Raw genomic sequence first — 22,571 nt, forward strand, 5'->3', positions numbered from 1 at the left:
CTTCGTGACCGAGAAGAACGCCCCTGAGGCCCGTGACGACGACAAGCGCGAGAACGAGCGCGTCACCATCAACAAGGAGTTCGAGTCGTTCGACTCGTTCATCCAAGAGTACGTGACGAACATCTCGCGCACCGGCGTCTTCATTCGCGCCCAGAAGCCCCTGCCCATCGGCACGAAGGTGAACCTCCACTTCACCGTCATCATGGACGACATCGAGACGATCCAAGGCGAGGGCGAGGTCGTCCGCCTCGAGAAGGACGGCATGGGCGTCGTCTTCCGCGAGCTCTCCGGCTACTCGAAGAACCTCATCGACAAGCTCCTCACGCGCGGCATCAAGTAGCGGCGCGGGGCTCGACAGGCAAAACGCCCTGGGACCGGTCTGCGTGGGCTAGGGAGTGGTGACGATCGGCCCTTCGAGGTGGGCCGTTACGTGGAGCTCCCCCGCGAGCTCGTGGCTGAAGTCGCACATCACGTCGGAGGCTACGACCTTCGCCGCCTCGTCCTTCAGGACGACGTTCGTGCGCGTGCACGAGCCTTCGTAGTACGTCGTGCACGAAGGACAGAAGCTGCCGTAGACCGCCGCGTAGGGCACGTCGGTGTCGAGGCCGAAGGAGGCATCTCCGCAGCGGGTGGCGACCGAGTGTCCCCGCCCCGTCAGGCTGTATTCGCCGGTCGTCTCGTAGGTGCAAAAGTAGTTGCCGCCCTCCGCGAGCGTCGGAGCGAGCGCGTTCGCCTTGGGCATGACGACGTACCCTTCGACCCTGCGCGTCGGCGGATGGACCATCGAGCTCGCTTGGAGCACACGTGCGAGAGGCAGGTCGCAGCGCACCCGTGCGGCGAGCCCTCCGCGGTCGCGCACGGCGAGCTTGTCGAGCCGGACGGCGCACGGGCCGCGGTACTCCGCGCCGTGTCGGGAGAAATTCGCGGTCCCTATCTGGACCGCTCCGCTCTTCGGCCGTGAAATCTCGAGATCGATCTCCGCGCAGACGAGGCGTAGCGATGGCCCGTCCAGCGAGACCCCGAGGCTTGCCACGTTCGCCGTGCCGAGGGAGCGGTCCCCGTCGATCGTCATGGCGCAGCCCGGTGTCTCTGGCGCGGGCGGGATGGGCCCCTCTTCGTTGGCGTCGGGGGAATCGCGCCGCGCCCCCGCGTCCGAAGGACCCGCGTCGCCCGCGCTCGCAGAGGGCCCGCCCGTGCATCCCGACGCGATCCACACGAGGGTGACGAGAGCGAAACGCACGCCCTAGTGTCGCATCGCGCGATGATTTTTGCCATGAAATGAGACAAAATGATCGTAGAATATCGATTGTGGTTAACCCCGCACCGTAGCTTGACTTGAGGTGGAACGATGAAGCGTTTTTCGTGCGTTGCGGCCGCCGTGGGGCCGCTCCTCGTTTTCGTGGGCTGCACGTCCGATGCGGCGGCGCCGCCCATCCCTCCGAGGCCGGTCCTCTCCGCACCCCGCCTCGCTGCGCAGGGGGCGTTCGCTGCGCGCCTCTTCTCCGAGGAGGTCTACCTCTTCGGTCGGGCCAAGGACCTCACCGCGCAGTACCCCCGGCCGTACCCCGAGCCGTTGGGGACGGGCAACTGGCCATTCCTCGTACGCGCCGACGTAGCTTGGCTCGCGAGCGTCGCGGCCGTGATGGATGTCGCGCGGGCGAACGTCGCTTCGGGGAGCCTCGTCTCGGAGCGTGAAGCGCGTGTGCTCGGGGCACTCGCGTACCGGGCTTGGGCAGAGACGAGAGCGCTCCTCGACGCAGCGGAGCTTCGAGCTGCGCCGGTCCTCGCGAAGCTCCGCGTCGCAACACCCCAGGAGCTCGAGGTCATTCGGGGGGCGCTCGAGGATCCGTCCTTCTCGCTCGAGTCTCATCTCGCTGCGGGCCTGGCGCGGCGAATGACCGAGATCCGCCGGATCGAGACGGCCCTCCAGTCGGCGGCCGAAGCTCGTCGCGAAGGGGTGTCGGCCATCCCACGCGCGGCCTCCGTCGAAGCGGCGTTGGCCGCGGCAGGCGCCATCGGGCGGATCCTCGCCGAGTCGCAAGTCTTCGGCGCCCCATCTCCAATAAGCTCGCCCTACCACCAAGCCTCCACGGTCGAGGGGCTCGTCGGCCTCGGCTCCACGGGGACGGCCGTCCGCTTCGAGGTCACCACCCACGACGAAGCGACCACGGACGTCGTCGCGCCCCGCTACGTGGCGCTCTTCGCGTCGCACGAGTCGATCGAGGTGGTGCTCCCGCCGGGCGGAGGACCCACCTTGGTCGAGGCGCGGGCGACCCTCGAGGCGAGCGACCCCACGGCGTCGGCCCTCTCTGCCGCGAACGACGCGCTCGTGCGCGCCGCGTTCGCCGCGCTCCGCGAGCCCCTGGGATCGGTGGACGTGGGCGGAGGGAGCTCGAGGGTGCGCCTGCCCGCGCATCTCCTTCAGGTCTCCGGCCGCGATCTGCGAGGCGTGAACGTCCTCGACGCCATGGACTTCGGCGCGGTCGACATCGTGCTCGCGTCCGACTGCTTCGACGCCCACATCACGAGCTACACGAGGCTGCCGGGGAGGCTCCCCTTCGACACGAGCGTCGATCGATGCAAAGACGCACGCTGCGGTCCTGCCGTGGACGTCCTCTTGCCGCGCGTTCGCGATCGCGCCGCGTGCGATGCGTGTTTGGTGGGCGCCTGCGGCCTCTTGTGCTCGGCCACAGGGACGTCGGTCCCGCGGTCCGCGGCCCTGTGTGCGAGGTGCCGACCGTGCGACGAGCAGGTGTCGTGCCTTCGGGAGCCGGAGCCCCCGTCGTCCGATGGCTTCTATTGCGGCAAGGCGCAGGTCGGTTGCTCGGTCCCGCTCTTCGCGTGCCAGAAGACCTGCGAGCGCGAGACCTCGGCTTCGGAGCCGGTCGCTCGATGTGTGCAGTCTGCATGCGCCGAGGCCTGCGCGCAGGAGTGAGCCGGCCCGCCGATCTCTCGCGTGAACGTACCTCCGCTCGGACTGCGGCGTCCTCTGGCGTGAGGTACCGGCCTCACCTCGGCGTGACGATGGTGCCCTCGATCTGCGCGCTCACGCTCGACTCGCCCCCGAGGGGGTACGAAACGCGCGGGCACACGACGTCCGCGAAGTATTGGCCCGAGCGGCGAGCCGTTCCATCGCGGGAGCTCTCGCGCGTCGCCGTCGTACAGACGCCGAGCAGCTCGGTCGAGCACGTCGGGCAGAAGGTGCCTCGTACGGTGACGGAGGTCGGCGCTGCGCTCGTGTCGGTGGGGATGGCCACCGAGGTGACGTTCGAGCTCGAAGAGCATCCGAGGTTCGAGCCGGTCCCGGAGCCCTCGAGCGTGAGGGCCCCCGCGATCGCGAAGTGGCACGTCGGCGAGGGGACGTCGATGCGTGCGGGGAAGTCCGGTTTCGCGGGGAGGTCTATCGTCCCCGCGATGACGTGCGCCTCCTGGGTCGCGCGCGGTAGGCCGTCGCTCACGACCTCGCACCGAAAGGTCGCGCGGAGGCCGCCGCGATCGCGGATCGCGAGGCGCTCGAACGTCACCGGGCAGCTCGGCTCCCGTGAATGGAAGCCCCGACCCCGCTCGTCCTCGTAGCGGGCCGTCCCCGACGTGCGACCCGGTCCGTCGCTCGCGGCGACCTCGACCGCGAACGTCGAGCATGCGACCGAGAGCGTGGGGGCAGAAGAATCCGAGAACCCGAGGAGCGCCGACGCGCCTCGGGACGGGACGTCCTTCCCGTCGACGGTGAGCGAGCACGTCCCCAAGGGAGGGGGCGCGGGCTCCTGGATCGGGGGGCCGGAGGGGGCCGACGCGGAAGGTGGCGACGGCTCCGCGCGATCGACCCAGACCGAACCGGGGGCCTCCGTGACCCCGCAGGCGGAGACGCCGAAGAAGACGATCCACGTCGCCGCGCGAACGAGAGGATTCCCCATGACCCTAGCTTGGCGCCGACGGCGCGCTCCCGTCGAAGAAAACGACCCCTCGGCGTCGATTCCGAAAACGCCCGCAACCTCGTCTACTTGAGCGTGAGCACGTAGGCCCACACGTTGGCGATTTGCTGGTCCGAGAGCGAGCTGAAGGCGGGCATGCCCCCGCCGCCCGCGAGGATCTGGGCGTAGGCCTCGGCGTTGCTTTCGCCCGTGATGTTCTTGGCGGTCGTGCCGCTCTTGGCGTCGGCGCCGTGGCAGCTCGCGCACTGGGACGTGTAGGTCGCCTTGCCGGCGGCTGCGTCTCCCGTGAGCTTGGCGATCGTGTCGGCGCGCGGATCGGACGACGAACAGGCCACGACGGCGGCGGCGAGAACGGGAGCGGAGACGAGCCAGAAGGTGCGCATGAGGACCTCGAGAAGTACGGAGTGACGTCTCGGATAGCCAGGCTCGCGCCCGACGGCAAGGCACAAGTGGCCCGCTGCCCCTGCGTGTGTCGTGGCTCGTGTCCGTCTGGTTCACGAGCGTGAGCGCCCCGCGCATCTGTGCAGACGCGGCCTCTCTCGAGCTTTGGGTCCCACGTTCCCCCACATCGGCAAGTGCGGCGCCTTGCAGAGCTCGCCGGAGCGCGCGTACGCTCGCGACGTGCCCGCGCTTCGTCGAGAGGGGCGTCGCGAGGGTGTGGAGGGAACCGCATGAGCACGAGCCCGACGGGAGCACGACGTCTCCCCATGTTGCGTCCTGAGAACGCGCCGAAGGCCCCCGAGATGGCGTCGTTCGCGCCGTTCGGTCCGCGCCCTGCGTCGGCCGACATCACCTCGCGCCTCGTGGCGCTGAAGGCCCGCATCTTCTGCGAAGGGCTCCGCATCGACGACGACCTTTGGCGCGAGCTCTCGCACGAGCACCACTACCGGCACAAACGCGCCGGGCTCTCGCAGGGGCGCTTTTTTCGCCTCGTCGACGGAGATGCCTCGACCGCGGTCAACGCGCCGGTGCACGAGCCGTTTGTGAAGAAGAGCTCCCTCGAGCTGCGTCGCGGCGAAGGCGGCACCTACCGCATCCACGACGCCGACGGAGAGCTCTGCGAGGCCGTGCCGTTCGCGTGGCCCAAATGGTACGAGCGCACCTGCGACGACGGCACCCCGATGAGCCTCGTCGTCTCCGCGCACTGCGACACGAGCCTCTACTCGGCGCTCTACCAAGGTGGCTGCGACTACTGGCAGGGCGACATGATGTGCCAGTTCTGCGCGATGAAGGTCGATCAGAAATCGAAGTGGCGCGACGTCTCCATCATCGCCGAGGTCTGCAAGGTCGCCCTCGAAGAGAACGCCGACGCCGAGATCACCTTGGGCGGCGGCACGCGCCTCTTCCCCGACAAATCGGCCAAACACAAGGCCGAGGGCATCGCGAAGCTCAAGGCCATGGTCGACATCCCCGTGTGCGTCGAGATGGCCGCGCCCGACACCGACGACTGGCTCGATCGCCTGAAAGACGCGGGCCTCGCCTCGATCCTGATGAACCTCGAGCTCTGGGACGAGGACGTGCGCCGCCGCGTCATGCCGGGCAAGGCCGCGATCACGCGCCAGCGCTACCTCGACGCGCTCGGGTACGCCGCGAAGATCCTCGGCCCCGACCAAGTGAGCAGCCAGATCATCATCGGCCTCGAGCCCGTCGAGGCCACGCTCGCGGCCGTGCGCGCCGTGGCCGACGTGGGCGCCATCCCGCTCCCTGTCGTGTTCCGTCCCCTCCCGGGCACCTCCCTCGCCGACGTGCCCACGCCACCTCTCTCCGAGGTGCTCGCGGTCTTCGACGAGACGTTGGCCCAGATGAAACGCCGCACCCTCGACGGCGCGAAGACCCGCTCCGGCTGCGCCTTGTGCGGCGCGTGCTCGGCGCATCGGTAGGTTCGCAATTGTCCGTATTCGTTCGTCTTTTTGCTGAGGAAACATGACGGCCGAGGTGCGCTACGAAGACACGCTGAAGCCGCAGGCGGTCGAGACGCCGCTCGATCTCCTCTTCTTTCGGCCCGCGGCGTTCGCGCTCGTGAAGGCGCTCTTGCCCACGAGCGTCACGCCGAACCAGGTCACGGTCGCGAGCATCGTCACGGGGCTCGCGGGTGCGGCGCTCTCCGCGAGCGAGCGGCGCGACGCGCGTGTCTTGGGGGCCTTCCTCGGCCTCGCGTACGGCGTCCTCGACTGCGCCGACGGTCAGCTCGCGCGGGCGCGTGGAACCTCGTCGCGCACCGGGCGCATCCTCGACGGCGCGAGCGACTACGTCACAGGCGTGGCGACGGGCGTCGCGATCTCACGCGCCCTCTCGCGCAAGCTCGGCCCTCGCGGGGCGTGGCTCGGCGTCGCGGGGATGGCCTCGATCGTCGCGCAGGGCACGCTCTTCGATCACGCCAAGAACCGTTACCTCTCGCGTGTGCGCCACGCCTACCGCGAGGGCGACGACCTCGAGGAGACGTTGGCCGAGCTCGAACGAACGAAGGCCGAAGGGGGCCCCCTCGTCGACGTCGCGCTCCTCGAGGTGTACGCGGTCTTCTTGAAGGTGCAGGCGGCCCTCGCCTCACCGTCGCGCGACGACGCCCAGAAGGGCCCCCTCGACGCCGCCGCGCACGAGCGCTTCGCCGAGGTCGCGCGCGCTTGGGCGTACCTCGGCCCGTCCACGCACGTCGCCCTCCTCTTCGCCGCCACGGTGCTCGATCGGGTCGAGCTCTACGTCTGGGTGCGCCTCACGCTCGGCAACGCCGCGGCCCTCTGGCTCCGTCGTGAGCTGCAGAAGGTCGATGCGCGTTGACCGTCAGGCCGGCCAACCGCCGGCGAGCACACGCTCGAACGTCCCATTTTTCCCGATGGCGCCGAGCGCGAGCGCGCCCTCGATGCCCTTCGTGAAGACGTCGTCTCGGGTCGGGTCGAAGGTGGTCGGAGGGAGGTGACCTTCCCACATGGCGATCGTGAGATGCGGCACGAACGCGTCGCGGTTCCCGGTCGTCACCTCGGCGTCCCGGAAGCCCGGCAACGTGAGCGACGCACGCTCGGCCGCGCGGAGGGCCTCGGTGTTCGGCACGAGGAGCCAAGCCATCGTCGCCGGTGGGGCCGGCTCGGCGTTGTACGGGGTGTCGTAGCGAAGGAGCCCGAGGGACACCACGTCGAACCGAAGGCGCGGAGGGAGCTTGGCCTTCGCGGCCTCGAACAAGAGGGCAGGGGAGGCGTCGGTCTCGACGTGGAGCAGCGTGAGGTGCGGCAGCGCGTTCTCTCCCACGACCATCCGTGCCTCGCGGCCCACGACGAGATCGTGCGCGAACGAGACCATGGCGTCGCTCGCCGCGGCGGCGGGGAGGTACACGAGCCCGAGGCGCATCAGAGCTCGATCGTGAGGCCTTCGTACGCCGCGCGGGTCGCCGGGAAGAGCTCCTTCGCGCGGCGCTCTTTTTCCCGCACCTGCGCGTCGGTCTGCATCGGGTCGTGATGGAACAAGAGGAGCTCCTTCACGCCCGCGGCGTTGGCGAGGTCGGCCGCGGCGGCGAAGGTGCTGTGCCCCCAGCCGACCTTCGGCCCGCCGCGCCCGGCGGTGCCCGCGTACTCTTCGGGGGTGTACTGCGCGTCGTAGATGAGCACGTCGGCGCCCTTGGAGAGCCGGAGCAGCTTCGGATCGACGATGGCGTAGTGCTCGGTGTCGGTCGCGAAGACCACGCTCGACTCTTTGTGGTCGATGCGGAACGCCCACACGCCGTTCGGGTGGTTGCCGCGCGCGGTCGTCACCGTGGCGACCTCACCGTCTCCCGAGTCGATCTGGACCGACTGGCCCTCGTAGAGATCGTGGAAGGTCATCGCCGCGCCCATCTCGGTCAGGTGGACGGGGAAGCTCGGGTGGTCCATCTGCCCGGCGAGCGTCTCCTCGAGCGTCCGCGAGACGTTGTTCCCGCCGTAGAGGTCGATCTTGTTCCCGGGGACGAACGCCGGATCGAAGAACGGAAACCCCTGGATGTGGTCCCAGTGCACGTGGCTGAAGAAGATGTGCGCCGCGATCGGCATCTCGCGCACGAGCTTCTTGCCGAGGAGGCGAAGCCCCGTGCCACCCTCGAAGATGAGCAGGGCGTCGCCGGCACGAACCTCGAGGCAGCTCGTGTTCCCGCCGAACTCGACGGTGTCCGGGCCAGGGGCCGGAATGCTGCCTCGTACTCCCCAAAAGGTGACCTTCATGCTCGTCTTCACCTCGTCGGGCCCTCGGATGATGCCCTGCCCCTTTGGGTTCTACGGCCAGGAGGATTCCGGCGTCAATGGACCTCTCGGCGGCGCAAGGTCGGGGTCGCCCGGTTTCGTCACACCCGCTCGAAAGCCTGGCCGGATGGGTCGCTCCACCCTTGGGCGGAGCCGAAGTCCCGGGTATGGTCACGGCCTCGCATGGGTGACCCGGAACGGATGACGACCGTCGTCGTGCTCGGCTGCAAAGTCGGCCCGACGGGGCACCTCTCGGGTGCGGCGGCGCGGCGCGTCGCGAAGGCCGTCGAGGTCGTTCGTGGGCTCTCGGGCGCCGTGCGTGTCGTCTGTTCGGGGGGCAGGGCGTGGGACGGTTTCGTCGAGGCCGATGCCTTCGCCGCCGCCCTCGTACGGCTCGGTGTGCCCGAGAGGCACATCGTGCGGGAGCGATGCTCCATGACCACGATCGACAACGCGCGGTACGTCGCCGCTCTGACCTGTCGGCGTGGAGCGGCCGGTGAGTCCCGCGGGACCGTCGTGCTCGTGACGTGCGCTTGGCACATGCCGCGCGCGCGTGCGCACTTCGCCGCGGCCGGGCTCACCGTCGTCGAGGCTCCGGCGCAGGCCCCGTTGCCCGACCGTTTCCCTGGCCTCGTCGCGTGGGTGCGCACCGCCCGCGAGCTCACGGCGACCCTGCTCGACGAGGTCGCGCGGTGAGAGAGACGCCCGCCCTTCCTTCGTGGCGCGCCCGTGTTCCCGTGGCGCTCGGTCTGCTGCTCGTCGCGGCCGCGTGCCACAAGGCCCAGCCCTCCACAGACGCGGGCTCGGAGGGAGGCGCGCCCACGTCGTCGGCCTCGAGCACCGTCGAGCCATCGGTCATCGCCCGCGCCGAGGACACCCGCCGTTCGGCCGACGTGCCCGCCTCTTCGCGTACGAGCCGAAACGTGGTCGAGCGTCGTCGTGCGGCGCGCGCGTTGGCCCGCATCGGTGACGGAGCGGCGGCGACCGCGCTGCTGGCGCTCCTCGTGGACGACGACGCCGAGGTCGTCACCTGGGCGGCGTACGGCCTCGGCTTCGCATGCAAGGGGCGCGAAGAACCTCACGTGAAGGCGCTCGTCGCGCGCGCGGCGAGCCGACCCTCGGCGACCCCCGCGAGCGACGCACGAGGGCCATTTTCCCCGGCGCTGGCGCTGGCGCGTGCTGTAGGAAAATGTGCGACGCCGCTCGCCGAGGACGTGCTCTCCGGCTGGCTCAAGGGGGACGACGAGCTCTCCGTCGCGGCGGCGTTCGGGCTCGGAGATCTCGCCGTGAAGCGCAAGAGCCTGCGCCCCGAGACCGTGACCGCGCTCGCCCAAGCCGCGTCGCGCCCGGGCATGTCGGCCGTGTTCCACCCGCTCGCGCGTGTCGTGCCCGATCTCTCGAACGCGCCGACGGTGCTGTCGGCCGCCCGCGCCGAGCTCTCGCGCCCTTCGGACCATCGGATCCTCGCGATCAAGTCGCTCGGGAAGCTCGGAAAAGACGCGGCCTCCGACCTCTCGGGCGTCGTCGTGGCCGACAAAGGATACACCGGTGCGGAGCGGGCCGAGGCCGCGCGGGCGCTGGGTCTCCTCGGAGATGTGGGGCGCGCGGCCGCCGCCGAGGCGCTCGTGAAGATGGTGCCCGACCGCGACCCGCTCTTTCTCGAGTCCCTCGTCGGGCCCATGTTCGGCGTCGTGTCGACCTTGATCGACGCCCTCGGCGACGACCCACCGAAGCGCGCCGAGGCCGTGCTCATGCTCGCTGCGAGGCTCGCTCCTCCGCCCGGAACGGCACAACCTCCCGGGCTCGCGGCGCGCCTCGAGGACGTCCGATGCGCCGCCGCGCTCGCGCTCGCGAAGGGCGCGTTCGACACCGAGCTTCTCACCCAGTGTGCGCCCGAGGGCTCCTTCGCGTTCGAACGGGCGCGCCTCCGAGCCCTCGCGCGGAGGCCGCTCACCGGGCCACGAAAGACCGCTTTTTTGGCCCTCGCGGCCTCGAAGCACGTTCGCATCCGCGAGCTCGCCGTCGAGTCGCTCGCGGCTCACCCCGAGCTCGGCGACGCGGCCCACCAGGTCGTCGCCGAGGCCCTCGCCTCCGACAAGGGCGGCCTCGTGGCGACCGCGGCCGACGCCGCGTCGTCGCACCCGGAGCGCCTCCTCGTGCTCTCGGCCAAAGAGAAGCGCGCGGCGCTGGATCCGCGTGCGCCTCCGCCCACGGCGAACCCGGAGAAGGAGCTCGCGCCGGCGATCGGCAAGGCCCTCGAGGCCGCGCTCGCCCGGTCGTGGCCTCCCGACAGGTTCGAGACGCGCCTCTCCCTCCTCGACGCGGCGGTCGCGCTCGGCCTCCCTTCGGCCAAGGCCCTCGCCCAGAAGGCGTGCACCGACGAGAACGTCACGGTGCGCGAGCGCGCGCAGAGAGCCCTCAAGACACTCGGGCAAACCGCCACGTGCGAAGCCGGCGAAAAGACGAGCCCTGCCTCCGAGGTCGGCTCGTCGCCCGAGGCCGTCGTCGTGCGGCTCACGCTGCCCACGGCCACGCTCTCTCTGAGGCTCGAGCCCGAGCTCTCCCCCGTCACGGTCGCGCGGGTCACGGCCCTCGCGCGCGCCGGCTTCTACAAGGGCATCGTCGTTCATCGGGTCGTGCCCGGGTTCGTCCTCCAGCTCGGTGATCCGGACGGCGACGGGTACGGCGGCTCGGGTAAACCTCTCCGCTGCGAGACGTCCCCCGTGCCGTTCGCCGCGGGAGACGTAGGCATGGCCCTCGCGGGGCGCGACACGGGCTCGAGCCAGGTCTTCGTCACGCTCTCTCGCACGCCCCACCTCGACGGCGAGTACACGAGGCTCGGGCGCGCCGAAGGCGACTTCGACAAGATCAAAGAAGGCGACGTCGTCACCGACGTGGTCGTCGACGCGCCGAAGTAGCCGCGCGCGCTCCCGTCAGAGGCCGAAGACCCGCTTCGCGTTGCCCTCCAAGAAGAGCCCGCGGGCCTCGTCGTCGAGGCCGAGCGCGTCGAGGTGCTCGAGGGCTTTACCCGGCAGAATCATTGGGAAATTCGAGCCGAAGAGCACCTTCTTCCGCCCTCGCTCGCGCATGAACGCGACGAGCGTCTCGGGGTAGCGTTTGGCCGTGTACGCCGACGTGTCGATGTAGACGTTCGGGTACTTGCGGGCGAGCGCGATCATCTCTTCGGTCCACGGGTAGCCGATGTGGCCAGCCACGATGACGAGCTCGGGAAAGTCGAGCGCGACGTCGTCGATGTACGGGATGGGCCGCCCCGTCTCCGACGTCCGCAGCGGCCCCGTGTGCCCCACCTGCGTGCAGAAGGGCACACCGAGCTCCACGCACTCGGCGTAGAGCGGGTAGTACCGCCGGTCGTTCGGCGGGAGCCCGAAGAGCCAAGGCAGGAGCCGTAGCCCCTTCATGCCGAGCTCCTTCACCGCGCGCCGAAGCTCGCGCACCGCGGTCATGGGCTCCATCACGTTCACGCTCGCGAGGCCGTGGAAGCGGGTGGGGTGCGCGCGCACGAGGGCCGCCACCTCGTCGTTCGAGATCCACGCGCCGTTCGGGCCGTACCACGCGGAGAGGAGGCCCACGCCGACGGAGGCCGCGTCCATCGCGCCCAGCGTCAGCTCGATGGGGATCTCTCCCTCCGGGATGGTCTGGCCCGTCCAGCGGAGCAGCGAGGCGAAGATGTCGTTGCGCAAGAAGCTCGGCGTCGGGTGCTGCATCCACACGTCGATGGTCATGATCGTGTCGCCTCCTTGGGTTGCGCGATGGTGCACCCTTTTTCGGCGACGATGCGCGCTCTTTCGCGTCTCGGCCGCGCTAAGCTCGCGCCCGCATGCTGCTCACCATCGACGTCGGGAACACCAACATCGTCTACGGCCTCTTCGAAGGAGAGCGGCTCGTCCACCAGTTTCGGGTCGAGTCGAGCCGCGGTCGCACCTCGGACGAGTACGCGGTCGTCTTGCGGCAGCTCCTCGCCATGGCCGAGGTGCCGTCCGAGGCCGTGTCCGGCGCCATCGTCGCGAGCGTGGTGCCGACCCTCACCGAGCCGATGGTCGCCCTCGTCCGCCGCGCCTTCGGCAAGGAAGCACTGGTCGTAGGTCCTGGAATTCGTTCGGGAATGCCGATCCTCTACGAGAACCCGAAGGAGGTCGGGGCCGACCGCATCGTCAACGCCGTGGCCGCGTTCGAGCGCGTGCGTGGCGCGTGCATCATCGTCGACTTCGGCACGGCCACTACCTTCGACTGCGTCTCGCCGAAGGGGGAGTACCTCGGTGGGGTCATCGCGCCGGGCGTGAACATCAGCGCCGACGCCCTGTTCGCTCGCGCGGCCAAGCTCCCTCGTGTCGAGATCGCGAAGCCCCCGAAGGTGGTCGGTCGGAACACCGTGCACTCGATGCAATCGGGCATCGTGTACGGCTACGTCGGCCTGGTCGACGGCCTCATCGACAGGCTCGTCGCCGAGCTCGGCTACCCGTGCCAGGTGATCGCGACCGGGGGCATCGCGAAGGTCATCGGGCCGCTGTCCTCCCGCATCGCCGAGGTCGACGACGAGCTCACCCTCGTGGGCTTGCGGCTCCTCTACGAGCGCAACGTGGAGGGCTGACGTGGCGACCGTGGCGCGCGCGCGCGTGCCCGCTCGCTTCGCGGTGACGGCGTCCGTCGTCGCGTTCGTCGTCGCGCTCGTGCTCGGCGTCGTCGTCGGAGCCGAGCCGGTCTCGCTCGGGCGCGCGCTCGCGGAGGACGGCTTCGACCGCGCGGTGGTGCTGGTTCGTCTTCCTCGCGTCGTGCTCGGGGCGGTGGCGGGCGCGGGGCTCAGCACGGTCGGCGTCGCGCTCCAGGCTTCGCTACGAAACCCGCTCGCGGAGCCCTACGTGCTCGGCGTGTCGGGGGGCTCGGCGCTCGGCGCGACGGTCGCGATCGTGCTCGGGCTCTCGCAGCTCTCGTGGCTCGGGGCATCGCTCCTTCCCCTCGCGGCGCTCGCGGGTGGGCTGCTCGCCGTGATGGTCGTCCAGGCGCTCTCTCGAGGCCGTGGGCACGAGGGCAAAGCCACCGTGCTCCTCGTCGGTGTGGTCGTGAACGCCTTCGCCTCCGCGCTCATCACCCTCCTCAAGACCACGGTCTCCGCCGAGAAATCCCAGGCTCTCCTCTTCTGGCTCGTCGGGTTCCTCGACGCGACCTCGCGCCCGGAGGCCATCGTGTTCGTCACCGTGTACACGGTCGCGGGCTGTCTCGTGCTCTTCCGCGACGCCCCCTCGCTCAACCTGCTCGCCCTCGGGGACGAGACCGCCGAGAGCCTCGGGGTCGACACACGAGCGCTCTCGCGGCGCGCCCTCTTCGCGTCGTCGCTCGTGGTCGGTGCGGTCGTGAGCGTCACGGGGCTCATCGGGTTCGTGGGCCTCGTCGTGCCCCACGCGCTGCGCCGTGCGATCGGTCCCGACGTGAAAGTCCTCGTACCTACTGCCTTTTTTGGCGGAGCGGCGTTCCTTGTCCTCTGCGACATGGCCGCGCGGATCGCGTTCCGCGCGCTCGGCACCACGCCTCCGGTCGGCGCCATCACCGCGCTCGTCGGAGGTCCGCTGCTCGTCTGGCTCTTGCGTCGCCGCCGCTGAGGTCGCGCGCGCTCGAGGCGGACGTCAGAAGGCGCTCGAGAACGAGAGGCCCGCGTACCCTGGGCCGAAGCCGGGCAGCACGCGCGCCGTCTTCTTCGGGGCGGGCGAGTCGAGGAAGAACCACACGAGCCCGCCGACGATGAACGCCGAGCCGCCGACCGCGAGGGCCGTGCCCACGTTGCGCAGGTTGACGGCGCTCTGCGCCGCGTCGGACGTTTGAGCGACGTCCACGCCAGGACCGGGGCTGCAGACCTTGGTGCTCTCGTCGCAGTTCGACGGAAAGTCGCCCTTGCCCTTGAAGTGGAGCCCGATGCCGACGGCGGTGGCGGCGACACCGACCCCGAGCACGACGAACGGAAGGGGCGATCGCCCCGGAGCCGCGTCGGCGTTCGGAGACTCGGGAGTGGGTTCGCCCGGCTTCGACTCGCCTTGAGGTTTGGGGACGGCGAACTTCAGGTTCACCGGGCGGGCCTTCTCGCCCTCCTTCACCAGAATGCGCTCTTCGACGGGCGCGTGGGCGCCGTCATCCGCGCGGACGACGTGGGTGCCCGGGTCGATCGGGAACGACTTGCCGTCGAGGTGCTCGGTCACGACCCGCCCGTCGACGGACACGCGGACGTCGAAGAGGTCGTGGCCCTGCGCGTCCTTCACGCCGATGCTCACGGTGGGGATGACCTTCGCGACCTCGTCGTTCCAGGTGGAGCAGTCTTGGCGAACGATGGGCGGGCAGACCTCCCTCGCGCACACCAAGAACTTCTCCTTCGCCTCGACCAACTTACCGGCCGCACGGCTCTGCTGTCCCTCGACCGACGCGGCGAGGCACGCTTCTTTTTCGCCCGCGTAAGCTGCGGACGTTCCGCCGAAGGCGGAAAGCAAGATGAGGCTGACGACCAGAGGACCACGCATCGGGCTCACCCGAAGGATCGCCCCCAAAGGCCCCTGCGCGGAAGAACAATTTCGAGGCCGGCTCGGTTTTGTGCCGACAGGGCTCGTTTCGGCGACCCGAACGGCCCAACCGCGCTCAGATGCAGCCGGGTTTGTAGTGCCGGATACCGTTCACGTCCGTCGTGTAGGGCGGATTGCACGTGTTCGCCGGCCTGGGCACGAAAGGCGGCGGCTTCTTCGGAGGCGTGGAAGCCGTCGAGGCTCCGGTGTGAGGTGGTGTGGGTGCGCTCGCCGACGGCTCCGGAGAGACTCCAACCCCCACGACGACCGCGGAGGGCGTGCTCGCGGTCGGCGGTGCGGAGGGGCTCGTCGAGGGGCCGGACCCCAGTGGCGCGCTCGCGGTCGGCTCGGCTCCCACGGTGGGGGGGGGCTTCGAGTAACGGAACGCCACCCCTCCCCCGATCACGAGGAGAGCCAGGACCGCGATGCCGAGGACGAACACCCAGCTGTTCGCGTTCGGCCGCGCGGCGGGGATCGACGACGTCCCGGTGACGACCGAGAGGCTCGAAGGCTGCGTGACCGGGGGGGTGATGTCGGGGTTCGAGGGGCTGACGATGCGGGTGGGGTTCTCGGCGTTGGCCACCACCGCGACGGCCGTCGGCATGCGCCCCGAGGGCCTCGCCTCGAGCGGGATGTCGGTCGCGCCGCTCTCGATCTCGGCGACGCGCACGGCACGCTGCTCGAGCACCGCGTGGGCGTGGACCTCGACCCACTCGCCCACGTCGGAGCTCGTCGCCGGAGGGACGGCACGTTCGAGCTCGACGGCCATCTCCTTGGCGGTCGCGAACCGTTCTTCGGGCGTCGCCGCGAGCGCGCGGAACAGGATGCGCTCGAGCCGAGGGAGCGCGGCGACCTCGTCTCCCGTGAGCCTCGCGCCTTTCTCCGCGAGCACGGAGGAAGGCGACTGGACGTCGCCGTGGAGGACCTTGGCGACGATCACTCCCTCGTTGTCGCCCGAGAAGAGCCGCTGCCCGGTGACGAGCTCCCAGAGGACGACGCCCGCGGCGTAGATGTCGGTGCCGCGCGTGACGGGCATGCCGCGGAGCTGCTCCGGAGGCATGTACGCGAGCTTGCCTTTGATTTGGCCCTCGCGCGTGGTCTGCGATCGCCCCGCGGCCTTGGCGACGCCGAAGTCGAGGATTTTGGCGACCCCGTCGGTGCCGACGAGCACGTTCTGAGGCGACACGTCGCGGTGCACGATGCCGAGCGCCATGCCCCGCTCGTCTTTGGCTTCGTGCGCGGCGTGGAGCCCGTGGAGCACCCCGGCCATGATCGCCGAGGCGATGCGGAAGGGCATGCGCGTGCCCCTGTCGGCGAAGGTCCGCGCGAGGCGCGCGAGGGACTCTCCCGCGACGTAATCCATGACGAGGAAGAGCTCGCCGTCGGTCGCGACGACGTCGAGCGTGGGCACGACGTTCGGGTGGCGGATACGCGCGGCGAGGCGGGCCTCGTCGAGGAACATCGACACGAACTCGGGATCTTGGGCGAACTGCGCGTGCAGGCGCTTGATCGCGACGGTGCGGGAAAACCCTACGGGTCCGAGCAGCCGCCCGAAATGCACCGTGGCCATGCCACCCGCCGCGAGCGGGCCATAGAGGGCATAGCGTCCGATGACTCGGACGTTGCCATCTGGCTGGGAGGGTCCCACCCCTCGAGAATAGCGGACAATCGCGCCGAAAGGCGCAAATGTGGCGTCCACTGAACGCAGGTCCATGAGCTTCCATGGAAAAAAACCGCGCCCCTCTCGGAGCGCGGCCCTTCGTTCGTGCCCGCCTTTCGGTCGGCGGGGCCTCCGGTCACTGCGGGAGCGAGGCTTGCTGCTGCGCGAGCATCTGCTTGATGGCCTGCGCGCGCTCGATGGCGAACTGCTTCACCTCGCGGTTCGACGAGGTCGCGAGCTTGTTCAAGAGGCCCGTGATCTTGCCGAGGTCGCGCTGCTGGAAGAGCGCCTCGAAGTAGTTGTGCGCGAGGCGGACGTCCTGCGCCATCATCGGCTCGTGAGGCTGGAGGAGCTTCACCACCTCGTCGAGCTGGTTCGCTTGCCCGTAGAGCGCCGAGAGGCAGAGGAGCGCGATCGGATCTTGCGGCGAGCGCTGCACGCCCTTCTTCGCGAAGCCGATCGCCTTGTCGCGGGTGGCCTCTTCGCCCGAGTAAAACCCTTGGAGCGCCACGTACGGGGCCGCGCTCTTCGCGTTGACCGGCGCGTCCGACAGCTCTTCGAGGGCCGCGACCGCCTTGTCCTCGGACTCGTTGTCTTTGATGCAGTTGAAGAGGTACGCCCAGGCGTCGACCGCGAGCGGCTGGATCTGGATGGCCCGCTCGGCCGCCTCGCGCTCCTTGGTGTAGTCCTTCTGAGCCTTGTAGAGCTTCGCGAGGTGGAGCTGCGGGTAGGGGTTGTCCTTCATGAGGTTCTGCGCGCCCTTGAGGGTGCGCTCGGCCTTCTCGAACTTCTCCTGCGCGAGCTGCGCGACGCCGAGGCCGAGCCAGTCGTCCCCGTTGTCCATGCTCTTCGCGACGACCTTGGCGAGCACGCCCTCGGCCTTGGCGTGGAACCCGTATTTCATGAGCTCTTGCGCGTAGATACGGCCGCGCATGAGGTCCTCGCCGTCCTCGGTCCAGTGCTTCTCGAGGCCCGAGAGGAGGTCGTCGCGGCCGATCGCGATGGGGCGACCCTGCTCGTCTTGGACCTGCACGGCGGGGCCGTTGAACCCGAGGAGCTTCCACACCTCGTCCATCTCGAGCTTCACGGGGCCTTCGACCACGGTCTTCTCGTTCGGCTGCCCGTTCGGCGCGAGCGGGATGAGCACGAGGGCGTTCGACGGCACGCCGTTCGGGAAGGCCGAGATCGGCGCGAGGATGGCCGCGCCGCCGGTGAGGGTGAGTCCGCCTTGGTCTCCGGGATTCTGCTGGGTCATGGGGCACGGGACGCTAGCCCTTCTTTTCCCGGGGGGGAAGGGTCAGGGCCCGGAAAAACGTGCCACCCGATGTGGGGTCCGGCTCCTACTCGGGCACTTTGGTCGAGCCGGCCCACACGGACACGTCGGTGACCCACGCGAACAGGTTCGTCGCCGGCAAAAACTGCTTCTCCAGCATCTCGAACAGCGTGACGAGGCCGGCCTCGGTGGTCACGACGTGGAGCTCGACGTTCGCCCCGTGCCACGGATCGGGCCTCACCCCGTGCCGCCCTTTGCCGTGGGTGGGCACGCCGCTCACGCCGAGCCCGAGCGCGGAGATCGCCTGGGTGAGCGACTCCTCGGCCGATTCGGGGGCGACGACGGTGACGAGCTTGCGCGGCACGAGAGGCATCATGGGGAAACCCTTACGTTCTCGCGGAATTTCTGGCAAGGCGCTCCGAGTGACTTCCCTCCAGGCGGTCCGTCGGCGCACCATGGGGCGAATGGTGGGGAAAAAGAAGAGCCCGTTCGTCGCGAAGCTCGCGCGGCTCGCGAAGGCGATCGCGAAGGCGAAGCCCAAGAAGCTCCATGCGCTCCTCTTCGAGGCCTTCGAGGTCTTCGCGATGGCGGGCGACGTCGGGCGGGCCGAGGTCGTGCTCGGGTGGATGTATGGTGCACGTTTGCCGGCGCCGACCGACGTCGCGACGGCCCTCTCGACCCAGGCGATGGACGGGTTCTGCCTCGCGGCGGGCCTCGGCGACAGGACCGGGGGCGAGCCTCGTACCTCGTTCGCGCGCGGGAAGGCACCTTCGGGGGCGCTCGCGGAGCGCGTCGCGGCGGGCGAGGTGGAGGTGTGTGGCCGGATCCTGCGCGACGCCTACGCGAGGCCTCCCGCGACGGACGCATGGGCCGAGCTGCCCGAGGGCGATCCGTGGCGCACCAACGACCGTTGGCGCCGCATCCAAGCGCTCGCGAGAGAAGGGCGGAGGCGCGAGGCGCTGGACCGCCTGGTGCCCCTCGTCGACACGTGGGACCCGGAGGCTCGCGGCGCTGGGTACGGCGACGAGCTCGTGCTCGCGCTGGACCTCGCGCTCGAGCTCGGAGAGGCAGCGCGCATCCCCGCGTGGATCGCGCGGCAGGGTGAGCGGTTCGGCGACGAGGCGTTCCTGGTTCAGACCGCGCTCGGGTTACCGAGGGTCGCGCGGTTCATCGCCGAGGGAGGTCTTCGCGACGTCGTGCGTCTCGACGAGGCCGAGCGCGAGGCGGCGCTCCGCGCGATCGACGAGGCCCTCGACGCCGCGACGAGCGCCGCGCCGAAGCCCGCGCCCAAGGTCCAGAAGCGGCGCGTGTTGGCCGAGTACTCGCAGGTCCACCTCGGGCCCGAAACGCTCACGGGCGAGGAGAGGGCGCTCGTGCATTTCCAGCGCCCCGACGATCACGCGCTCGGGATGTCGCTCTTTCCGACCATGGTCGGCATCGGGACTCCGTCCGACACGGACTACGTCGACGCCGAGGTGACACTCTCCGACGGCGACGTCGTCGCGCTCGAAGGCGTGGTCCGCGCGGTGGCTTTTCCGCTCGTCGTGCGAGGCCCGCTCCTCCTCTCGAGCGTGTCGGGCGGCGAGGACGAGGTGCTCGAGATTCCCCCGGGGACGTACGACGTCGCCGCGCGCTTCGTGCCGAAGAAGGCCCCGAAGGCCTCGGCGAGCGCGGGGCTGCGTGTGTTCGGGCTCCTCCTCACGTTCCACCCCGCGGGCGCGCTCGGGGCCCCACGCGTGCTCGTGCGCGAGGTGGACGCGTGACGGGCGAACGATGCGCGGTCACCGCGGCGAGGTGAGCCTCATCGACGCGAGGAACGCGCGCCCGGGGAGCGGGTACTCGTAGAGGTCGCCGATGGGCTCGCGCACCGGCCCGAAGAGCCCCGTGTAGCTCGCCGCGCGTACGTCGAAGAGGTTCGACACATCGAGCGCGAAGGTGACGACGTGGGGGCCGTAGGGCAACGTCACCCGAGCTCCGACGCTCTGGAGCGCGCGCGGCGGGACGGTCACGGCACCCGAGAGATCGGCCCGCAAATCGGCCACCACGTCGAGCCCGTAGCGAAATCGCGCGGGCCCCAGCGTGACCCCCACGTCGACGACCAGGTCGTGCCCCGGGCGACCCGGGAGGGGCGCGGGCGCGCACGGTCCGGTCGAGGGGCGCGTGACGTCGCAGGCCGTGTCGTTGGCCGTTGCCAAGTACGTGTAGGATACACGTGAGTCGAGCGGCCCCGCCTTCCCGTCGACGAGCGCCTCGAGGCCGGCGATCCGCGCCTCTCCTATGTTGGTGGCGCGCGCGCGCCCGTACGCGCCCTGCGGCACGAGCACGATGAGATCGTCGGCCCACGTGGAGAACCCGGTGAGCTCGGCGTACCCGCGCAGCGCGCCTCGGGCTCCTCCGACCTTCGCGCCGGCGTCGAGCGTCGTGGCGGCCTCGGGGCGGAGATCGGGGGAGCCGAGCACCATGCCGCGGTTGCCGTACCTCTCGACGAAACCTGGGGCCCTCGCGAGGTGCCCGACGTGGCTCGCGAGCACCACGGGACCAAAGGTGGCCTCGGCGCCCACGTGCCCCGTGGCGCGCGCCGCGTCCTCGCTGCGTGTGAGCGCGTCGTTCGAGGTGTCGTGCCACACGTCCACGCGCCCGCTCGCGGCGAGCGTGACGCGCTCGTGCGGTCGAAGGTCGAGATCGGTGCCCACGCCGGTCTGGGCGCGTGTGGCCCCCGCGGGGGACGTCGCGCCCTCCCACGTGCCGGGCGCGAACCGCTCTCCCTGGGCATCGAGGCGAAGGTCGACGCGCGCGCGTGGGTGCGGGCGTGCGCGGAGCCCGAGCGAGCCGCCAGCCGCCGCCACGGTGTCGTCGGTGAAGCTCGGCGTGAGCGTTCGAATGGCCTCGTCGGGGCGCGCGCGGAGCGAGAGGGCGTCGCGCCTCCCCCAGAGCCGCGCGTACGCGGTGCTCTCGGCGAGCAAAGGCAGGGCGACCTCGATCGAGCCTACGGCGCGGCCGCTCGAGAGCGTCTCCGTGGTCGTGGGGGCCTTCGTGGTCCCCGGGTTCCCTTGGCGCCTCGCTTGGAGCAGTACGAGGGCCGTGATCCTGCCCGGGCGCGCGTGGGCCGTCCTCACGGGGAGCGACCACGAGACGAGCCCGTTTGCAGCAGAAACAGAAGCGTTTTCGCGGATTTGTGTGCGTTCCGTGCCTGCCGCGGCGGCCAACGGATCGACGTAGGAGAAGTCGCCGTCGCTCCGGTTCGCCGAGATGGCCGTGGTCACGTGCGGGGCGAGCTCGCCCTCCCCGAGGGATCGCGAGTCGGCTGCGCGGAGGCGCATGGCCCCGAACGACCCCACGGCCGACCACACCTCGGTGCGGGCGGGCCCTCCCACCCTCGGCGCCGCGATGGCGAGCGTGCCCCCGAGCGAGCCTTGCCCCAGCGTCGCCGGCGCGAAGCTCCGGTACGCGCGCGCCTCGATGCCCGGCCAAAGCGGCAGCGTCGCCAGATCGAGGCTCGGATCTGCGCCCCCCGTGAGGGGAACCCCCGCGAGCGAGATGGCCACCTGCGACGACGACGAGCCGCGGATCGAGATCGTCGCGAACGCGTCGTCTCCCCCGAGCCTGCGGACGTGCACCCCCGGGAGCGGAGAGACGAGGCTCGCGGCGTCGGTGATCTCGCGTGGGGCGCGGCGCTCGTCGGCCTTGGCGACGAAGCCTCCCGCCTCGCCACCTCGCACGGACACCTCTTCGGGCTCGGCCGCACGAGCCACGCCACGCAAGCCGCCGAAGTAGAGGGTCAAGCCCACCAAAAGGCAAGCGGTTGGGCAGGAAATCGCCCTTCTTCGGGGGGGCGGGGTCGAGTCCCTTCGCGCAGCTTTCTCCGATTGGTTACACTTCGGGGACATGCGCATCGGCTCGTACGTCCTGACGATACTCGGGCTTGCCCTCCTCATGATCGTCCACGAGGCCGGACACTACTTCGTCGCGCGCTACTTCGGCATGCGGGTCGAGAAATTCTCGATCGGGTTCGGTCCCACCATTTGGAAGCACAAGCCGAAGGACAGCCCGACCACCTTCCAGGTCGGCATCATCCCCTTCCTCGCCTACGTGAAGATCGCGGGGATGAACCCCTACGAGGAGATCGCGGAGGACGACAAGGGCAGCTACGCCAACGCGTCGCTCAAGGCGCGCATCGCCACCATCTGCGCAGGGTCGATCGCCAACTACCTCTTCGCGTCCGTCTTCTTCTTCTTCGGCTTCCTCATCGGTGGGCAGCGCATCGTCGACGAGACGAGCATGCGGGTCAGCGTCCACCCCGACGGTCCCGCGGCCAAGGTGGGCGTCGTCGCCGGGGATCGTATGGTGTCGGTGAACGGCGAGAAGGTCTCCGACTGGAAGGACCTGACGCGCCTCATCGGCCCACACGCCGGCCAAGAGATCGACCTCGAAATCGAGCGAAACGGCCAGATCCTCCACCTGAAGCCCACCCCCCAGAAGGACCCGACCGCCCCCGACGACCCGAAGGCCGTCGGCAAGATCCTGATCGGGCCCGAGAGCTACGTGCTCCCCGTGTCCGTCGGTGAGGCCGTCGTGCTCAGCGTCAAGTCGCCGCCGAAGGTGGTCATCGGCTTCGTCCAGGGCATGGCCCGCATGCTCACCTTCAAAGAGAAGCCGCAGGTCAGCAGCGTCGTGGGCATCGTCAAAGACATGAGCGCCACGGTGCGCGAGAGCATCGACGAGGCGCTGCGCCAGTTCGGTGGGCTCTCGGCCTACATCGGCGCGTTCAACCTCTTGCCGTTCCCCGCGCTCGACGGCGGCCGAATGCTCTTTCTCCTCTACGAGGGCGTCGCGCGCCGCAAGGCCGACGCGAAGACCGAGGCGAAGGTGCACGTCGTCGGCCTCGTGATGTTCTTCATGCTGTTCCTCTTCGCCACCTACAGCGACATCTTCTTGAAGAAGTAGGCG

At 69.9% G+C, this 22,571-nt stretch carries 21 protein-coding genes; 10 read left to right on the forward strand and 11 right to left on the reverse strand.

Features of this window, described 5'->3' with window-relative positions; translation table 11 throughout:
• Positions 1-4 precede the first annotated feature (4 nt).
• Entirely contained in the window at positions 5-340 is a 336-nt protein-coding gene (locus IPK71_14305; GenBank protein ID MBK8214906.1) for a PilZ domain-containing protein, read from the forward strand.
• Positions 341-388: 48 nt separating this feature from the next.
• Here the strand turns inward: IPK71_14305 and IPK71_14310 are convergent, their stop codons facing one another.
• Positions 389-1,240, reverse strand: coding sequence for a hypothetical protein (locus tag IPK71_14310; protein MBK8214907.1), 852 nt, complete (start codon positions 1,238-1,240; stop codon positions 389-391).
• A 108-nt stretch (positions 1,241-1,348) separates the two neighbouring features.
• On the opposite strand from IPK71_14310, the gene IPK71_14315 reads away from it, so the two are divergent.
• A complete protein-coding gene (locus IPK71_14315) occupies positions 1,349-2,935 on the forward strand; it encodes a hypothetical protein (GenBank protein MBK8214908.1) in 1,587 nt (528 codons plus the stop codon).
• A gap of 73 nt (positions 2,936-3,008) precedes the next feature.
• On the opposite strand, the gene IPK71_14320 is transcribed toward IPK71_14315, so the two are convergent.
• Together IPK71_14320 and IPK71_14325 are read right to left on the reverse strand one after the other, a co-directional pair.
• Positions 3,009-3,914, reverse strand: coding sequence for a hypothetical protein (locus tag IPK71_14320; protein MBK8214909.1), 906 nt, complete (start codon positions 3,912-3,914; stop codon positions 3,009-3,011).
• Positions 3,915-3,997: 83 nt separating this feature from the next.
• Positions 3,998-4,315: a cytochrome c gene (locus IPK71_14325; protein ID MBK8214910.1), complete on the reverse strand. Its 318-nt coding sequence runs from the start codon at positions 4,313-4,315 to the stop codon at positions 3,998-4,000.
• Between the two features lie 324 nt (positions 4,316-4,639).
• Here IPK71_14325 and IPK71_14330 point away from each other — a divergent pair, with 324 nt between their 5' ends.
• Together IPK71_14330 and IPK71_14335 are read left to right on the forward strand one after the other, a co-directional pair.
• A complete protein-coding gene (locus IPK71_14330) occupies positions 4,640-5,812 on the forward strand; it encodes a radical SAM protein (protein ID MBK8214911.1) in 1,173 nt (390 codons plus the stop codon).
• 43 nt (positions 5,813-5,855) lie between these two features.
• Positions 5,856-6,707, forward strand: a complete 852-nt coding sequence (locus tag IPK71_14335; GenBank protein ID MBK8214912.1) for a CDP-alcohol phosphatidyltransferase family protein — start codon at positions 5,856-5,858, stop codon at positions 6,705-6,707.
• Between the two features lie 3 nt (positions 6,708-6,710).
• On the opposite strand, the gene IPK71_14340 is transcribed toward IPK71_14335, so the two are convergent.
• Positions 6,711-7,271, reverse strand: a complete 561-nt coding sequence (locus tag IPK71_14340) for a hypothetical protein (protein MBK8214913.1) — start codon at positions 7,269-7,271, stop codon at positions 6,711-6,713.
• Positions 7,271-8,113, reverse strand: a complete 843-nt coding sequence (locus IPK71_14345) for an MBL fold metallo-hydrolase (protein ID MBK8214914.1) — start codon at positions 8,111-8,113, stop codon at positions 7,271-7,273. Before IPK71_14345 ends, IPK71_14340 begins: the two co-directional genes overlap by 1 nt.
• A 201-nt stretch (positions 8,114-8,314) precedes the next feature.
• On the opposite strand from IPK71_14345, the gene IPK71_14350 reads away from it, so the two are divergent.
• Together IPK71_14350 and IPK71_14355 are read left to right on the forward strand one after the other, a co-directional pair.
• Positions 8,315-8,827 carry a YdcF family protein gene (locus IPK71_14350; protein MBK8214915.1) on the forward strand — a complete coding sequence of 171 codons (513 nt, stop codon included), beginning with the start codon at positions 8,315-8,317 and terminating at the stop codon, positions 8,825-8,827.
• Entirely contained in the window at positions 8,824-11,049 is a 2,226-nt protein-coding gene (locus IPK71_14355; GenBank protein ID MBK8214916.1) for a peptidylprolyl isomerase, read from the forward strand. Before IPK71_14350 ends, IPK71_14355 begins: the two co-directional genes overlap by 4 nt.
• Before the next feature lie 15 nt (positions 11,050-11,064).
• Here the strand turns inward: IPK71_14355 and IPK71_14360 are convergent, their stop codons facing one another.
• A complete protein-coding gene (locus tag IPK71_14360; protein ID MBK8214917.1) occupies positions 11,065-11,874 on the reverse strand; it encodes an amidohydrolase in 810 nt (269 codons plus the stop codon).
• Between the two features lie 95 nt (positions 11,875-11,969).
• On the opposite strand from IPK71_14360, the gene IPK71_14365 reads away from it, so the two are divergent.
• Together IPK71_14365 and IPK71_14370 are read left to right on the forward strand one after the other, a co-directional pair.
• A complete protein-coding gene (locus tag IPK71_14365) occupies positions 11,970-12,740 on the forward strand; it encodes a type III pantothenate kinase (GenBank protein MBK8214918.1) in 771 nt (256 codons plus the stop codon).
• A gap of 1 nt (position 12,741) precedes the next feature.
• Positions 12,742-13,746, forward strand: a complete 1,005-nt coding sequence (locus IPK71_14370) for an iron ABC transporter permease (GenBank protein ID MBK8214919.1) — start codon at positions 12,742-12,744, stop codon at positions 13,744-13,746.
• Between the two features lie 24 nt (positions 13,747-13,770).
• Here the strand turns inward: IPK71_14370 and IPK71_14375 are convergent, their stop codons facing one another.
• The 4 genes from IPK71_14375 to IPK71_14390 form a co-directional block, all read right to left on the reverse strand.
• A complete protein-coding gene (locus tag IPK71_14375; protein ID MBK8214920.1) occupies positions 13,771-14,652 on the reverse strand; it encodes a hypothetical protein in 882 nt (293 codons plus the stop codon).
• 115 nt (positions 14,653-14,767) lie between these two features.
• Positions 14,768-16,339: a protein kinase gene (locus IPK71_14380; GenBank protein ID MBK8214921.1), complete on the reverse strand. Its 1,572-nt coding sequence runs from the start codon at positions 16,337-16,339 to the stop codon at positions 14,768-14,770.
• A gap of 148 nt (positions 16,340-16,487) precedes the next feature.
• Positions 16,488-17,606, reverse strand: coding sequence for a hypothetical protein (locus IPK71_14385; GenBank protein MBK8214922.1), 1,119 nt, complete (start codon positions 17,604-17,606; stop codon positions 16,488-16,490).
• 85 nt (positions 17,607-17,691) lie between these two features.
• Positions 17,692-18,000, reverse strand: coding sequence for a hypothetical protein (locus tag IPK71_14390; protein ID MBK8214923.1), 309 nt, complete (start codon positions 17,998-18,000; stop codon positions 17,692-17,694).
• A 46-nt stretch (positions 18,001-18,046) separates the two neighbouring features.
• Between IPK71_14390 and IPK71_14395 the strand changes: the two genes are divergently transcribed.
• Positions 18,047-19,387, forward strand: coding sequence for a hypothetical protein (locus IPK71_14395; protein ID MBK8214924.1), 1,341 nt, complete (start codon positions 18,047-18,049; stop codon positions 19,385-19,387).
• 18 nt (positions 19,388-19,405) lie between these two features.
• Here the strand turns inward: IPK71_14395 and IPK71_14400 are convergent, their stop codons facing one another.
• Positions 19,406-21,406: a TonB-dependent receptor gene (locus IPK71_14400; GenBank protein ID MBK8214925.1), complete on the reverse strand. Its 2,001-nt coding sequence runs from the start codon at positions 21,404-21,406 to the stop codon at positions 19,406-19,408.
• Between the two features lie 103 nt (positions 21,407-21,509).
• On the opposite strand from IPK71_14400, the gene IPK71_14405 reads away from it, so the two are divergent.
• The gene (locus IPK71_14405) at positions 21,510-22,568 is read left to right on the forward strand and encodes a site-2 protease family protein (protein ID MBK8214926.1); all 1,059 of its coding nucleotides are present in this window, start codon (positions 21,510-21,512) and stop codon (positions 22,566-22,568) included.
• Positions 22,569-22,571: the final 3 nt, after the last annotated feature.

The sequence above is a fragment of the Myxococcales bacterium genome (assembly GCA_016712525.1).
Classification (GTDB): domain Bacteria; phylum Myxococcota_A; class Polyangia; order Polyangiales; family Polyangiaceae; genus JAAFHV01.

Bases quoted from the DNA above. Each gene is read 5' to 3' on its own strand.
- IPK71_14315 (MBK8214908.1), top strand. From the start codon at position 1,349: ATGAAGCGTTTTTCGTGCGTTGCGGCCGCCGTGGGGCCGCTCCTCGTT.
- IPK71_14320 (MBK8214909.1), bottom strand. From the start codon at position 3,914: ATGGGGAATCCTCTCGTTCGCGCGGCGACGTGGATCGTCTTCTTCGGC.
- IPK71_14325 (MBK8214910.1), bottom strand. From the start codon at position 4,315: ATGCGCACCTTCTGGCTCGTCTCCGCTCCCGTTCTCGCCGCCGCCGTC.
- IPK71_14330 (MBK8214911.1), top strand. From the start codon at position 4,640: ATGTTGCGTCCTGAGAACGCGCCGAAGGCCCCCGAGATGGCGTCGTTC.
- IPK71_14335 (MBK8214912.1), top strand. From the start codon at position 5,856: ATGACGGCCGAGGTGCGCTACGAAGACACGCTGAAGCCGCAGGCGGTC.
- IPK71_14340 (MBK8214913.1), bottom strand. From the start codon at position 7,271: ATGCGCCTCGGGCTCGTGTACCTCCCCGCCGCCGCGGCGAGCGACGCC.
- IPK71_14345 (MBK8214914.1), bottom strand. From the start codon at position 8,113: ATGAAGGTCACCTTTTGGGGAGTACGAGGCAGCATTCCGGCCCCTGGC.
- IPK71_14350 (MBK8214915.1), top strand. From the start codon at position 8,315: ATGGGTGACCCGGAACGGATGACGACCGTCGTCGTGCTCGGCTGCAAA.
- IPK71_14360 (MBK8214917.1), bottom strand. From the start codon at position 11,874: ATGACCATCGACGTGTGGATGCAGCACCCGACGCCGAGCTTCTTGCGC.
- IPK71_14365 (MBK8214918.1), top strand. From the start codon at position 11,970: ATGCTGCTCACCATCGACGTCGGGAACACCAACATCGTCTACGGCCTC.
- IPK71_14375 (MBK8214920.1), bottom strand. From the start codon at position 14,652: ATGCGTGGTCCTCTGGTCGTCAGCCTCATCTTGCTTTCCGCCTTCGGC.
- IPK71_14385 (MBK8214922.1), bottom strand. From the start codon at position 17,606: ATGACCCAGCAGAATCCCGGAGACCAAGGCGGACTCACCCTCACCGGC.
- IPK71_14390 (MBK8214923.1), bottom strand. From the start codon at position 18,000: ATGATGCCTCTCGTGCCGCGCAAGCTCGTCACCGTCGTCGCCCCCGAA.
- IPK71_14405 (MBK8214926.1), top strand. From the start codon at position 21,510: ATGCGCATCGGCTCGTACGTCCTGACGATACTCGGGCTTGCCCTCCTC.